We start from the raw sequence: 14353 nt of genomic DNA, 5'->3' as shown, positions 1-14353 counted from the left end.
TCTTAGATTTCTTTTGTTAGTACTTTCCGATAACACTCCATCGTCTCACGCGCCATCTGCTCCTGCGTGAAACGCTGTGCCCACTTCAGCCCCTCCTCAATCATGGTGGCACGCAAAGAAGGCTCTTGTGTACGGGCAATCGCCGCTGCCAATCCCTCCACATCGTGGGGACTCACATACAATGAATGCTCCCCCCCCGCTTCTTCAAGACAAGAGCCGGTTGCTGCTACCACCGGAATGCCGGAATGCAAAGCCTCAAGAATAGGGATGCCAAAACCTTCGTAAACGGATGGGTATACAAAAGTCTCGGCCGACTGATAAATGGCAGGTAAATCGTCCGAAGGGATACCATGCAGAAAATGTACTCTGTCTTGCAATCCGGCTTTTGTCATAAACTCTTTCAGCTGATGGATATAGGCTGTGGGTCTCCCTACCAGAACAAAATGCAGTTCATCGGGCAGATACTCCAAAGCCTTCACAATGGCCAGCGCATTTTTACGCTCCTCAATGGTGCCCACCGACAAGATATAGCGTTCGGGCAACCGATAACTCCGCATCACCTCCTTGCGCTTATCCTTACCGACACGGCAGGCATACAGAGAACTACACCCTTGGTAAATAACGGAAATTTTATCCGCAGGAATTCCATAATAATGTATGATGTCACGCTTGGTACACTCACTCACGGCAATGATGTGGTCTGCATGCTTGCATGCATAGCGGCATTTGTAGTTATAAATCAAGCGGTCGACCAACGAAAAACAATGTGAAAGTCTCAGGAAAATAAGGTCGTGAACAGTCACCACACTCTTTACTTCCCGTACCCGATGGATGGTCAAGGGAAGTTCGTTACTCAGTCCGTGGAACAGCTGTATGTTGTCCCGTTTCAAAGTCCTGCGTATGCCTCCCACACGCCACAACGAAGTCATTCCTCTCCAGAGCCAATGAGACGGATAATGTACCGATACCGTTCCCCGGCTTTCGGCCACCATCGACGAGAGTTGCTGATTTTCACGGTGTACCGGAGCATACAGCCAATACTCGTTTTCCGGAGCAAAGGCTGACAATGACTGCACCACATACCGGCTGTAATTGCCCAATCCCGTAAAATTCTGCACAGCCCGTTTTCCGTCGTATCCTATTCTCATCTCTAAAAAGTTTCAGCTGCAAATGTACAAGATAATCCTCATATAGCAGTCTATTTCGCTTTCCTTTTTTGACAAAAACACAAATTCACCTATAAAACATAAGATAGAGATGAGCAATCACTTGCTGTCTGTTACAAAAACCAAGTACGGAGTCGGGCACATCCCCATTGCCCAATCCGTACTGGCCCATTGTTTTATCCTTCAAACACCTTATCTCCTTCCCGAAAACTACTTTATTCATCATCGGCCCACTGTTATGAACCAATTCAACCACACTAGTGAGCTGTTTAGTTCACTCAAGTGAACATCACGGCTCACTAACGTGGGCTGCTGAAGAATCCAAAAGTAAAACGAAAGAATGAAAAGGATGCAACAGAAGAAAGAAGGATGCGGAACGGAAGAAAACACGGGTGAGAGCAAAATTTACCCTCACCCTTTTCGATTGCTCTCACCCACCCCTGCAATGCCGATGAATAGGGAAGTTAAAGAAAAGAGTGAGAGCGGTGAGGGCAGAAATGCAAACTTAAAAACGGAAAGAGCCAAATTATTTTCCGGGCATTACTTAGCCACTTTGACGGATTAGTCGTATCTTCGCACGATGGAAAATCGTCGAAAAGAACAGCAGCATTATGAGAGTCATTGTTGACAACAAAATACCTTTCATTAAAGAAGCCATCGAAAAAATAGCCGACAGCGTGATTTATACTCCCGGCAGAGACTTCACTCCGGAGTTGGTAAAAGATGCCGATGCACTGATTATACGTACCCGCACCCGCTGCAACAAGGAATTGCTGGAAGGCAGTAAAGTCCGCTTCATTGCTACCGCCACCATAGGCTTCGACCATATAGATACGGAATATTGCCGTGAAGCAGGCATCGCTTGGACCAATGCCCCCGGATGCAATTCAGCATCCGTAGCCCAATACGTGCAATCAGCCTTACTATTATTGCAACAACTCAAAGGGGTACAACTGTCCGAATTGACATTAGGCATCATCGGCGTAGGCAATGTGGGTAGCAAAATAGCCCAAGTAGGGCAAGAACTAGGCATGCGTGTCCTGAAGAATGACCTGCCCCGGCAAGACAAGGAAGGAGAGGGCGATTTCAGTTCCTTGCAAGCACTCGCAGCAGAATGTGATATCCTCACCTTCCACGTACCTTTATATAAGGAAGGGCCATACAAAACATTCCATTTGGCAGACCATACTTTCTTCCGGTCATTAAAACGCTGTCCCGTCATTATCAATACCTCACGTGGAGAGGTGATTGAAACCAATGCGCTCCTGAATGCCTTAGAAGACGGACTGATTTCCGATGCCATCATTGATGTATGGGAGAACGAGCCTGATATCAATCTTACCTTATTAAATAGAGTGTTCCTTGGAACTCCCCATATAGCCGGTTATTCAGCCGACGGAAAAGCCAATGCCACCCGTATGTCCCTGGATGCCCTTTGCCGTTTCTTTCACATCAAAGCCGACTACCGCATCGCTCCCCCCCAACCCCGGAACCCGATTATTACCGCCGACAGCCTGGCAGAAGCATATCTGCAAATGTATGACCCGAGAAGGGACAGCGAAGCACTGAAAACACATCCCGAACAATTTGAAAAATTGCGGGGAGACTACCCGCTACGAAGAGAAAAAGATGCTTACATTTATATCCCAAAGTAGCACATACATTTAGAGATACAGCCCGATAATACAAAAGACGTCACTATATAAGCTCCTCACGCCTTTACTATCAATGCCGAATCAGAGGAAACTATAGGCAAAACATTACAATATCAATACAAAAAATACGGTTAGAGAAATCACTCAGTGAAGGATTTATTTTTTATGCAATTTCAACTCTGACGATTGCCATACAATTTCTATTTTATCTGATTCACAGTCCCCGGCTCGCCATGATGGACGTGGGAGGCTGGATGTTTTATATAACGGCCGCTTGCTCACATGCCGCCTTGTGGGCACTTATTCCTTACATCATATCCTTAATCGTAGCCATTACCGTCCGGCGCCATCAAGCCGCCGCCATCACACACATTATTCTTGTATCATTACTCAATATACTTGCTTACATAGACGGCAGTGTGTACAGTCTTTACAAGTTCCATATCAATGGTTTTGTACTGAATCTCCTGGTTGGAGAGGGCAACAGTGAGATTTTCACATTCAGCTTCTGGCTTTATCTGAAGATTGCAGGAGTATTAGTGGGTATATTTGCCGCCAATACTTTGCTAAGAATACTTGCAGGCCATTGTTATACCCGCTTTCACCGCTGTGGCTTCCGTCCTGTACTTGCCACTCTGATTTTGTTTGCACTATTCTCTAACTTTTATCATGCCTATGCCGCTGTAGCGCAAAAGACTTCAGTGATTCGCAGCGCCCCCTGCCTGCCCTATTACTTCCCGCTTACGGCAACCCGCCTGATGATGAAGTTAGGAGTGGTCTCATCCAAGGATGTCATTAAAATGAACTTCAACAACAAGAAGCAGTCTGCTGACCTCAACTATCCGATAGATTCTTTGAAATACGAAGTCCATTCCAACCCCAAGAATGTAGTGCTGATAGCCATAGACTCATGGAACTACCGCGCCTTTAACCAGGACATTACACCTCATATCAGCCACTTTGCCGACAGTTGCAGCAGATTCACCTCCCATCTAAGCAGCAGCAATGGCACACGTGGAAGTATCTTCGGGCTTTTCTTCAGTCTCTCATCCATCTACTGGACTGATTTTGAGGTATCGGGCATACAGCCCCTGCTCATAGAAGAACTATTGAAGCAGAATTATCAGATAGGTATTTATCCCAGTGCTACAATCGTCAACCCGCCATTTGCCAAAATACTTTTCTCAAAGGTACCCGACTTGCGTACCCATACCGAAGGAAAAACCGTTTATGACCGCGACTGCCGTATTACAGCAGATTATCTGCAAGCACTCGATACGCTGGGCAGCGGTACAAAACCTTTCTTTTCCTTTCTCTTCTATGATTTGGCACACGGATATGAAGTACCGAAGGACAAGCTTTATCGTTTCCAACCGTCCTGGGAGTTCGCCGACTATATGAAACTGAACAACGACATAGACCCTACTCCTTTCCTGAACCTCTACTACAACTGCGTGGCGGAAGCCGACTCACTGGTGGGATGCGTCCTCCACAAACTTGAGGAAAAGAAACTGCTAGACAATACCCTGGTCATCATTACCGGAGACCATGGACAAGAATTCAATGAGAATCATAAAAATTATTGGGGACACGGCAGTAATTATTCACCGGTACAAACACATATCCCCTTCCTATTATATGAACCGGGAGAACAGCCACATACCTACCATCACCGTACCACGCACTATGATTTTGCACCAACCCTAATGAATAAAGTGCTGGGTGTAACCAATCCGCCTTCCGATTACAGTATGGGGCATTTAATAACCGATACTTGTCCACGGAACTGGCATATCGTGGGCGACAATCTCAATTATGCCTTTATCGTAGAAAATCATACTATTCTGGAAAAACACCCTTCCGGATATATAGAGATCAGCGACAGTGCATTGAATCCCCTGGAAAATTACAAGATAGACAACCGTAAGCTGAACGAGGCCATCCTCTCCCTTAACCGATTCTATAAATAACTGGGAGAGAGGCCTTCCACCAACTCCTCTATCACCTTCGGATAGTATTCATACTCCAGCCGGTGGATGCGTTGCGCCAGCTCCTCCGGCGTATCGCCCGGCAATACGGGGCATTTCTGCTGGCAGATAATGCTGCCTTCGTCATAATGCTCATTCGTATAATGGATGGTAATACCGCTTTCCTTTTCGCCGGAAGCAATCACTGCCTCGTGCACACGGTCGCCGTACATTCCCTTTCCACCGAACTTGGGCAGCAACGAAGGATGTATATTTATCATTTTATTGGGATAAGCATGCAGAATATTGTCCGGCACACGTGCCAGGAATCCTGCCAATACCACAAAATCAATATCATGCTCTCGAAGCGTCGACAAAACAAGCTCTCCACTTTCCCAATCGCTCTTGGCAAACCAGACACAAGGCACTCCCAGCCCCTTGGCACGCTCTAAAACAAACGCATTCTGCCGGTTAGTCAAAACCAGAGCCACACGTGCCGAACCTTTTTCCCGGAAATAACGGATGATATTCTCGGCATTCGTACCACTTCCCGACGCTAAAACTGCGATATTTTTTCCCATAATCCCTCCAATTACTGCACAAAACCGTGAAAAATGTGCAAAAAGGTGCATTTAATTCATCAAATATTTGCGAGGAATGATAAATATTCATTCCTTTGCACCGCAAATTTAAAGAAATAAAACTAATTATTAATTAAAAACTTAAAGTTATGTCTGAAATTGCATCAAGAGTGAAAGCGATTATCGTCGATAAATTAGGCGTAGAAGAATCAGAAGTTACTAACGAAGCTAGCTTCACTAACGACCTGGGAGCTGATTCTCTTGACACTGTAGAACTTATCATGGAATTCGAAAAGGAATTCGGTATCTCTATTCCCGATGACCAGGCTGAAAAGATTGGTACTGTAGGTGATGCTGTATCTTACATCGAAGAACACGCTAAGTAATCTTATCCATTCGTTTATAACATGGAATTAAAAAGAGTTGTAGTAACAGGTCTCGGCGCCATTACTCCCATTGGCAACAGTGTTCCCGAATTCTGGGAAAATCTTGTGAATGGGGTTAGTGGAGCAGGACCTATTACTCATTTCGATGCATCGCTTTTCAAGACTCAGTTTGCATGCGAAGTAAAAGGCTTCGATGCTACCAAATATATAGACCGCAAAGAGGCCCGCAAGATGGACTTGTACACACAATATGCCATTGCAGTAGCCAAAGAAGCGGTAGGTGACTCTGGGCTTGACGTCGAAAATGAGGATTTAAACAGAATCGGTGTCATCTTCGGCGCCGGTATCGGTGGCATCCGTACATTCGAAGAAGAGGCGGGCAACTATGCCCTGACCGGTAAGGAAAACGGCCCCAAATTCAATCCGTTCTTCATCCCCAAGATGATTTCGGACATTGCTGCCGGACAAATTTCCATCATGTATGGTTTCCATGGTCCCAACTACGCAACTTGTTCTGCATGTGCCACTTCCACAAATGCTATTGCCGATGCGTTTAACCTCATCCGTTTGGGTAAGGCAAATGTTATCGTGTCCGGTGGTTCGGAAGCTGCCATCGCCGCTTGCGGTGTAGGTGGTTTCAATGCCATGCATGCATTGTCAACCCGCAATGATTCTCCCGAAACTGCATCCCGTCCGTTCAGCGCAAGCCGTGACGGATTCATCATGGGTGAAGGTGGCGGTTGTCTCGTTCTCGAGGAACTGGAACACGCCAAGGCACGCGGTGCCAAAATCTATGCGGAAGTTGCCGGCGTAGGAATGTCTGCCGACGCTCATCACTTGACAGCCTCTCACCCCGAAGGTTTGGGAGCCAAGTTAGTGATGCTGAATGCGTTGGAAGATGCAGAAATGAAACCCGAAGAAGTAGATTATATCAATGTTCACGGTACATCTACTCCCGTAGGTGATATTTCGGAAGCAAAAGCAATCAAAGAGGTATTCGGACAGCATGCGTATGAGTTGAACATCAGTTCGACAAAATCCATGACCGGCCACTTGCTGGGCGCTGCCGGTGCGGTAGAATCCATTGCAAGCATCCTCGCCATCAAGAATGGCATTGTTCCTCCGACCATCAACCACGAAGAGGGTGATAACGACGAAAACATCGACTATGACCTGAACTTCACGTTCAACAAAGCACAAAAGCGCGAAGTGAACGTAGCTTTGTCCAATACTTTTGGATTCGGTGGTCATAATGCGTGTGTCATTTTCAAGAAATACGCAGAATAATAAGGTCGTGTTACGTAACCAAATAGATAAAATAAGGCTCTTGTTCCGCAAGGATAGAGAGTCTTATTTTTGTTTTTACAGAATTCTCGGCTTCTTTCCACGTGACATCAAGGTCTATCAGCAGGCTTTGCTGCATAAATCCATCTCCATGCGCTCCGAAAAAGGACGTCCCATCAACAACGAACGGCTGGAATTCTTGGGCGATGCTATCCTCGACGCCATTGTAGGAGATATTGTCTACCGCCATTTCGAAGGACGCCGCGAAGGTTTCCTTACCAATACCCGTTCCAAAATTGTACAGCGGGAAACACTCAACAAACTGGCCGTGGAAATCGGACTGGACAAACTGGTGAAATACTCCACCCGCTCCTCATCCCACAACAGCTACATGTACGGCAATGCATTCGAAGCCTTCATCGGCGCCATTTATCTGGACCAGGGCTACGACCGCTGCAAGCAGTTCATGGAAGAGAAGATTTTCAAAAACTATATCGACCTCGACAAGATGTCTCGCAAAGAGGTCAACTTCAAGTCAAAACTCATCGAATGGAGCCAGAAGAACAAAATGGAGGTGTCATTCGAGCTTATCGAGCAGTTTCTCGACGAAGAATACAATCCGATGTTCCACACCGAAGTCCGCATCGAAGGGATATCGGCAGGTACCGGCACCGGTTATTCCAAGAAGGAGTCGCAACAAAATGCGGCACAGATGGCATTGAAAAAAATTAAGGATGCCGCTTTCAAGGAGGAAGTCCAGGCAGCCAAGGAGCGGAGCCATGCAACAGAAACCGCCACAGAAGAAAATCCCATGGCAGAAGCTGTTGAAGAATCCTCACAAGAAAAATTAGCCGAAACAGATTCCCATCCTGCGCCCCTGGACAACTAAGTCATTGTCTTCCGTCACCAGCTTCAACTTGCCCGCAATCTCCTCCAGCGGTGCAGAAGCTATTTCATTTCCCTTTAAGGTAATCATCCGCCCGAACTGCCCGTTGGCAATCAGTTCCGTGGCATGTCCGCCCATACGTGTGGAAAGGTTACGGTCAAAAGGTGTGGGTGAGCCGCCTCGCTGAATATAACCCAACACAGTCTCACGGGTCTCGATACCCGTCTCATACTCTATCTCCTGAGCGATATACTCGGCGGCACGCTTCCGCCCGTCCGTCTGTATACCTTCGGCTACCACCACGATGGAGTAAGGCTTTCCTTTCTTCAGCCGATTCAGAATCGTTTCTCCGATACGGTGGATATTATAGGGAATCTCCGGAATCAGAATCACGTCACCACCGCCTGCCATACCGGAGTATAAGGCTATCCAACCTGCCTTGTGCCCCATCACCTCAATCACCATCACCCGTTTGTGCGAGCTGGCCGTGCTGTGCAACCGGTCGATGGCATCCGTAGCAATGCTGACGGCAGAATCGAATCCGAAGGAGAAATCAGTTCCCCAAATATCGTTGTCTATGGTTTTAGGTACAGACACAATGTTCAGCCCCATAGCAGAGAGTTTGGCGGCTGTCTTCTGCGTACCGTTCCCGCCGATACAGACTACACAATCAAGCCCCATCTCTTCGATATTCCGCGCTATCAGTGCCGGTTTGTCCACGCCGGACATCACGCCGTTCTTCTTAAAGGGCTTCTCGCGCGAAGTACCGAGCATCGTACCTCCCAAGTTCAGCAAACCGGATAAGGATTTTTCGGTAAACGACTCCACATCCTTGGTCAGCAGCCCCTGAAAACCGCTGTGAATGCCAATTACCTCCATTCCATAATGGTTGATAGCTGTTTTGCATACACCGCGAATGGTAGCGTTGATGCCGGGACAGTCGCCTCCTGAAGTCAAAATACCTATTCTCATGATATTTTTGTTTGAATTATTGTTCTATAGGTCCGTAAAGATAGAAAAAAAAGAGAAAAAAGATAGAGATGCCGATAAATAAGATTATTTTTGCGGTTTAAAATAAGATTTCACAAAGAACGATGAATATTACAAAGTTTCTGAATAAGGTATATTTTGCTCCCCGTCTGAAAGAAATCGAACAATACACCAGCCATGCCGGTGAATTGCAACAGCTTGTACTGCAGCGCCTCGTCCGGACAGCGGCAAACACGGAATGGGGAAAGAAGCATGACTATGCCTCTATCCGTACTTATGAAGATTTCAAGAAGCGCCTTCCCATACAAACTTACGAAGAAGTAAAGCCTTATGTAACCCGCCTGCGTGCCGGTGAGCAAAATCTGCTTTGGCCTTCGGAAATACGTTGGTTTGCCAAATCATCGGGTACCACCAACGACAAGAGTAAGTTCCTGCCCGTCAGCCGGGAGTCCTTGCACGACACGCATTACAAGGGAGGCCGGGATGCCGTTGCCATCTATCTGGGACAGAATCCCGAAAGTCGTTTCTTTTCCGGTAAAGGGCTTATCCTTGGAGGCAGCCACGCTCCCAACCTGAACACCAACCACAGTCTTGTAGGCGATCTCTCCGCCATCCTCATAGAAAATATCAACCCACTGGTAAACTTTGTCCGCGTACCCAGCAAGCAGACGGCCCTGATGGAGCACTTCGAGCCCAAAATGGAGGCCATCGCCCGCGAAACCATCCATGCAAATGTCAGCAACCTTTCCGGCGTACCGTCCTGGATGCTTGTACTCATCAAACATATATTGGAAAAGACGGGAAAGCAGAGCCTTGAGGAGATATGGCCCAACCTGGAGGTGTTCTTCCACGGCGGCGTTGCCTTCACTCCCTACCGAGAGCAATACAAAGACGTGATCCGCAGCAGCAAGATGCATTATGTAGAGACTTATAACGCCTCCGAAGGCTACTTCGGCACGCAGAACGACCCTGCCGACCCTGCCATGTTGCTGATGATTGACTACGGTATCTTCTACGAGTTCATCCCGCTTGAAGATGTAGGCAAGGAGAATCCGCGTACCTTCTGCCTCGAGGAGGTGGAGCTGAACAAAAACTACGCCATGGTAATCTCCACTTCTGCCGGTTTGTGGCGATATATGATTGGAGATACGGTGAAGTTCACATCGAAGAACCCCTATAAGTTCGTCATCACCGGACGTACCAAGCACTTTATCAACGCGTTCGGCGAAGAACTGATTGTGGATAACGCGGAAAGAGGACTTGCCAGGGCATGTGCCGAGACCGGTGCACAAGTAGTAGATTACTCTGCTGCTCCCGTGTTTATGGACAAGCATGCCAAATGCCGCCACCAGTGGCTGATAGAGTTTGCACAAATGCCGGACAGCCTGGAGAAGTTCGCCAAAGTATTGGACGACACCCTGAAAGAGGTGAACTCCGACTATGAAGCTAAAAGGCAGAATAACCTGGCGCTGCAACCGCTGGAAATCATCGTCGCCCGTCCCAACCTCTTCCATGACTGGCTGGATAGCAAGGGGAAACTCGGCGGACAGCATAAGGTGCCCCGGCTCAGCAACACGAGGGAGTATATAGAGGAAATGCTGGAACTAAACCGGTAAATTACTATATCATAAAAATCAAGCGCGGATTACGCAAATTACGCGGATAAATTAATAAATCCATGTAATCTGCGTAATCCGCGTTTTACAAATCAGTCAGTACGTTTTGACTTTACTTTTTCATTTCAACAATCAGCCTCAAGGATTAGAAATTATATGCCAGCCCAATTCCCAGCACTTCCTTAAACTGCACCTTGGCGCCCTTCTTCACTCCATTGTCATCAAACGTTTTCACATCATTGTCATACTTCAGAGTTGTATTGATGGTAGCCGACAATACTTTATTGATTTTCATGCTGATAAGTACATCCCAATTCACATCTATGTTTCCAAAATCTTTGCTGTAAGGAGTAAAGAAATCAGCCGTAGTAATCAGATTCACATTCTCCATCACGGGCAATTCAGCACGGGCTTTCACAAAAGCGCCACCCTCTATCTTGAAGTGGTCACCCGGGTCTACACCAAAAGCACCCAAATCGGAAAGATAGTCATCAGTCACGAAAGTCATCTTGGTGGAAACGGGTGAAAGCAGTAGAGAATAGTTACTCTTAGGCCTCCATTCCATACCCAGGGCGATATTCGAATAGGCAGGAGCAAAGAAATTGGAAATCTGGTGCTCTTTGTCGGGATAGTCATATCCTTTGGCAAACTGGGTATTCAAATCACCCATCAGTGTATAGAACCAGACGTTGTCTGTAGAATATCCCAACTGAGTGGAAAGCCCTATTTTATCACTACTTTTCCTCATCCCCTGAGATTTGGTTTTCGACAAGCCATAGTCCAGCACCATGTTGGTGACCCAGAGCCAGTTTCCTTTCTTGTGTGTCAGTGATGCATTCAAGTAGGCATTTCCAGCAATGGAATTCTCACCTCCTGCCGACCAGTTGGCCATGGCAGTCTGTGACATATTAAGACCAGTCACTCCTTTCAATACCCAAGCTCCCTCCTGATAACCTTTATCATCCGTCTGAGCATAAGTTATGGTTGCTAAAGCAGCAAACAACATTACAATATATATCCTTTTCATATTACAGTTCGTTTTAAAAGTTTCTCATAAAAAGACGTCTCATAAAATTAACAACATTTACTATCTTTTGTTCGAGAAGCTATAAAACGAATGTAAGGTTCAGAGAATAATTCCACCGCCCAACAAGTATCCGTCCTTATCATAGAAAGCCGCTGCCTGCCCGGGTGCAATGGATTCCAGCGGCTCTATCAGACGGACACGTAACAGACCTTCCACCGTAAGAGTCACCCTGCACCGGTTTGCCTGCTTACGGTAGCGTATCTTCACAATAACCTCGTTTGCACCCAGCACACGACTATTCTCCACCAGGTTCCAGTCTCCCAGCCACATTTCCTGCCTGTAGAGGGAAGAGAGCGGAGCTAAAACGACTTCATTGCTTTCCACTCTTGTCTCTTTCACAAAAACAGCCTTGTTCAGATGGATACCCAAGCCCCTACGTTGCCCTACGGTATAAAACGGATAGCCCTCATGCCATCCTAAGAAATTCCCCTTTTCATCGACGAATCTACCTTTACCGGGTAATAGTGTTTCGGGGACTTCACACTTTAAAAAGGAACGGTAATCCAAAGGACAAAAGCACACCCCTATACTGTCTTTCTTCGCAGCCACCTGCCCGAAACCACGCTCCGCCGCATACGAGCGCGCCTCATTTTTCGTAATATCTCCCATCGGAAGCAACATACGCTGCAGGATGTCCTGCTTCAATCCCCACAGAAAGAAAGTCTGGTCTTTGTCCTTATCTGCGGCAGGAGCTATATAATACTTTCCTCCGGACAAGACTTTACGCACATAATGTCCGGTAGAAATCCAATAAATCCCCTTTTCATCGGCTATTTTAGCCAACAGCGCCCACTTCAGCTCATTATTGCAGACCGTGCAAGGAACGGGAGTACGCCCCCTTAGATACTCTTCCACAAAATAGCGGATAATACGCGAACGGAAAAGCTCGCGTGCATCATAGGTAATGTGTTTCATCCCCAGCTTCAGGGCCAGAGCCCGTGCATCTTCCAAATACCCGGTCTCATCTCCTGCCTCATAGAAACGGAAAGTCACGCCAGTCACCTCATAACCGGCTTCCTGCAACCTCATGGCGGCCACGGAACTATCCGTGCCACCACTCATGCCAAGCAATACACGTTTATCTGACTTCATGGATACAAAAGTAATAAACGAAGGTGAAATCCGTTGCATTTACTCTTATAAAACAGAATATCATTATAGATTTTCACAGATTTATTATACCTTTGTACTCCTAAAAGAACTAATAATCAACTGTTATGGAACATCAACTGACCATTTACAACACTTTAAATAGAAAAAAAGAGCTGTTCGTACCGCTGCATGCACCGCATGTAGGCATGTATGTCTGCGGACCGACCGTGTACGGTGACCCGCACTTGGGACATGCACGCCCTGCCATCACTTTCGACCTGCTGTTCCGCTACCTGACGCACATCGGCTACAAGGTGCGCTATGTCCGCAACATTACCGACGTGGGCCATCTGGAGCACGATGCCGACGAAGGTGAAGACAAGATTGCGAAAAAAGCCCGTCTGGAACAACTGGAACCAATGGAAGTGGCACAGTACTACATCAACCGCTATCATAAGGCGATGGATGCATTGAATGTGCTGTCTCCCAGTATCGAGCCACATGCCAGCGGCCACATCATCGAACAGATAGAACTTGTAAAGGAGATATTGAAGAACGGATATGCCTACGAAAGTGAAGGTTCCGTTTATTTCGATGTAGAAAAATACAATAAGGACCATCACTACGGCAAGCTCTCCGGACGCAACCTGGATGATGTTCTCAACACCACCCGCGAACTGGACGGACAGAGCGAGAAGCACAACCCCGCAGACTTTGCCCTCTGGAAATGTGCGCAACCGGAACACATCATGCGTTGGCCTTCCCCGTGGAGCGACGGCTTCCCCGGCTGGCACGCCGAATGTACAGCCATGGGAAAGAAATACTTGGGCGAGCACTTCGACATTCATGGTGGCGGCATGGACCTTATCTTCCCGCATCACGAATGCGAGATTGCACAATCCGTAGCTTCCCAAGGGGAAGATATGGTACATTATTGGATGCACAACAACATGCTGACCGTGAACGGACAGAAAATGGGTAAGTCTTACGGTAACTTCATCACATTGGAAGAGCTCTTCAAAGGCACACACCCCATGCTGGAGCAAGCCTACAGCCCAATGACCATCCGCTTCTTCACCCTGCAAGCCCACTACCGCAGTACGGTAGACTTCAGCAACGAAGCTCTGCAAGCCGCCGAAAAGGGATTGGCAAGACTGATGGATGCTGTACATGGACTGGACAAGATTACCCCTGCTGCAACCTCCACCATAGACGTGAAATCCCTGCGTGCCAAGTGTTACGAAGCCATGAATGATGACTTGAACTCACCGATTGTCATCGCCCACCTCTTCGACGGCGCCAAGATGGTAAACAATATCCTAGCTGGAAACGATTCCATCACAGCCGAAGACCTGAAAGAATTGAAGGAAACCTTCCACCTCTTCTACTTCGACATCTTAGGATTACAAGAAGACAACGCCTCCAACGAAGAGCGTGAAGCTGCCTTCGGCAAGGTAGTGGACATGCTATTGGAAGAGCGTTCAAAGGCAAAAGCCAACAAAGATTGGGCTACATCCGACAAAATCCGCAATGAACTCACCGCGCTCGGTTTCGAGATTAAGGACGGTAAGGACGGAAGCGAATGGAAGCTGAATAAATAACGAAGGTATCATAACTCACCACAGAATCATACAGATTGGGGT

At 47.2% G+C, this 14353-nt stretch carries 13 protein-coding genes; 8 read left to right on the top strand and 5 right to left on the bottom strand.

The window, feature by feature from the left end; genetic code table 11:
• Positions 1-2 precede the first annotated feature (2 nt).
• Positions 3-1148 (bottom strand): glycosyltransferase family 1 protein, encoded by a 1146-nt coding sequence (locus ACESTD_RS15955; protein WP_156737462.1) that lies wholly within the window; start codon positions 1146-1148, stop codon positions 3-5.
• 367 nt (positions 1149-1515) lie between these two features.
• Here ACESTD_RS15955 and ACESTD_RS15950 point away from each other — a divergent pair, with 367 nt between their 5' ends.
• From ACESTD_RS15950 to ACESTD_RS15940, 3 genes are all read left to right on the top strand, one after another.
• Complete coding sequence (locus ACESTD_RS15950) at positions 1516-1731, top strand: hypothetical protein (protein ID WP_373159000.1); 216 nt, start codon at positions 1516-1518, stop codon at positions 1729-1731.
• Positions 1732-1777: 46 nt separating this feature from the next.
• Positions 1778-2821: a 4-phosphoerythronate dehydrogenase PdxB gene (gene pdxB, locus ACESTD_RS15945; protein WP_156737460.1), complete on the top strand. Its 1044-nt coding sequence runs from the start codon at positions 1778-1780 to the stop codon at positions 2819-2821.
• Between the two features lie 80 nt (positions 2822-2901).
• Entirely contained in the window at positions 2902-4791 is a 1890-nt protein-coding gene (locus ACESTD_RS15940) for a sulfatase-like hydrolase/transferase (protein WP_316945869.1), read from the top strand.
• Here ACESTD_RS15940 and purN read toward each other — a convergent pair.
• On the bottom strand, positions 4782-5369 hold the full coding sequence (purN, locus tag ACESTD_RS15935) for a phosphoribosylglycinamide formyltransferase (protein WP_005833808.1): 588 nt from the start codon (positions 5367-5369) through the stop codon (positions 4782-4784). The two genes, ACESTD_RS15940 and purN, sit on opposite strands and share 10 nt — an antisense overlap.
• A gap of 149 nt (positions 5370-5518) precedes the next feature.
• Here purN and ACESTD_RS15930 point away from each other — a divergent pair, with 149 nt between their 5' ends.
• From ACESTD_RS15930 to rnc, 3 genes are read left to right on the top strand one after another with little or no spacing between them, the layout of a single operon-like run.
• On the top strand, positions 5519-5755 hold the full coding sequence (locus ACESTD_RS15930) for an acyl carrier protein (RefSeq protein WP_004291965.1): 237 nt from the start codon (positions 5519-5521) through the stop codon (positions 5753-5755).
• 21 nt (positions 5756-5776) lie between these two features.
• Entirely contained in the window at positions 5777-7042 is a 1266-nt protein-coding gene (gene fabF, locus ACESTD_RS15925) for a beta-ketoacyl-ACP synthase II (protein WP_005825984.1), read from the top strand.
• Between the two features lie 7 nt (positions 7043-7049).
• Entirely contained in the window at positions 7050-7928 is an 879-nt protein-coding gene (gene rnc / locus ACESTD_RS15920) for a ribonuclease III (protein WP_005833810.1), read from the top strand.
• Here rnc and ACESTD_RS15915 read toward each other — a convergent pair.
• On the bottom strand, positions 7887-8897 hold the full coding sequence (locus tag ACESTD_RS15915) for an ATP-dependent 6-phosphofructokinase (RefSeq protein ID WP_005833813.1): 1011 nt from the start codon (positions 8895-8897) through the stop codon (positions 7887-7889). The genes rnc and ACESTD_RS15915 overlap by 42 nt on opposite strands.
• A gap of 122 nt (positions 8898-9019) precedes the next feature.
• Between ACESTD_RS15915 and ACESTD_RS15910 the strand changes: the two genes are divergently transcribed.
• Positions 9020-10531 carry a GH3 auxin-responsive promoter family protein gene (locus ACESTD_RS15910; protein WP_005833815.1) on the top strand — a complete coding sequence of 504 codons (1512 nt, stop codon included), beginning with the start codon at positions 9020-9022 and terminating at the stop codon, positions 10529-10531.
• Positions 10532-10676: 145 nt separating this feature from the next.
• Here the strand turns inward: ACESTD_RS15910 and ACESTD_RS15905 are convergent, their stop codons facing one another.
• Together ACESTD_RS15905 and mnmA are read right to left on the bottom strand one after the other, a co-directional pair.
• Positions 10677-11558 (bottom strand): DUF3078 domain-containing protein, encoded by an 882-nt coding sequence (locus ACESTD_RS15905; protein ID WP_005825995.1) that lies wholly within the window; start codon positions 11556-11558, stop codon positions 10677-10679.
• Positions 11559-11657: 99 nt separating this feature from the next.
• Positions 11658-12710, bottom strand: a complete 1053-nt coding sequence (gene mnmA, locus ACESTD_RS15900; protein ID WP_009037404.1) for a tRNA 2-thiouridine(34) synthase MnmA — start codon at positions 12708-12710, stop codon at positions 11658-11660.
• Between the two features lie 125 nt (positions 12711-12835).
• On the opposite strand from mnmA, the gene cysS reads away from it, so the two are divergent.
• On the top strand, positions 12836-14311 hold the full coding sequence (gene cysS, locus ACESTD_RS15895; RefSeq protein ID WP_373159001.1) for a cysteine--tRNA ligase: 1476 nt from the start codon (positions 12836-12838) through the stop codon (positions 14309-14311).
• Positions 14312-14353 lie beyond the last annotated feature (42 nt).

It is taken from the genome of Bacteroides sp. AR20, from assembly GCF_964250605.1.
In the GTDB taxonomy this organism is placed as follows: Bacteria; Bacteroidota; Bacteroidia; order Bacteroidales; family Bacteroidaceae; genus Bacteroides; species Bacteroides uniformis.
This window is presented reverse-complemented; position numbering and strand designations above follow the sequence as displayed.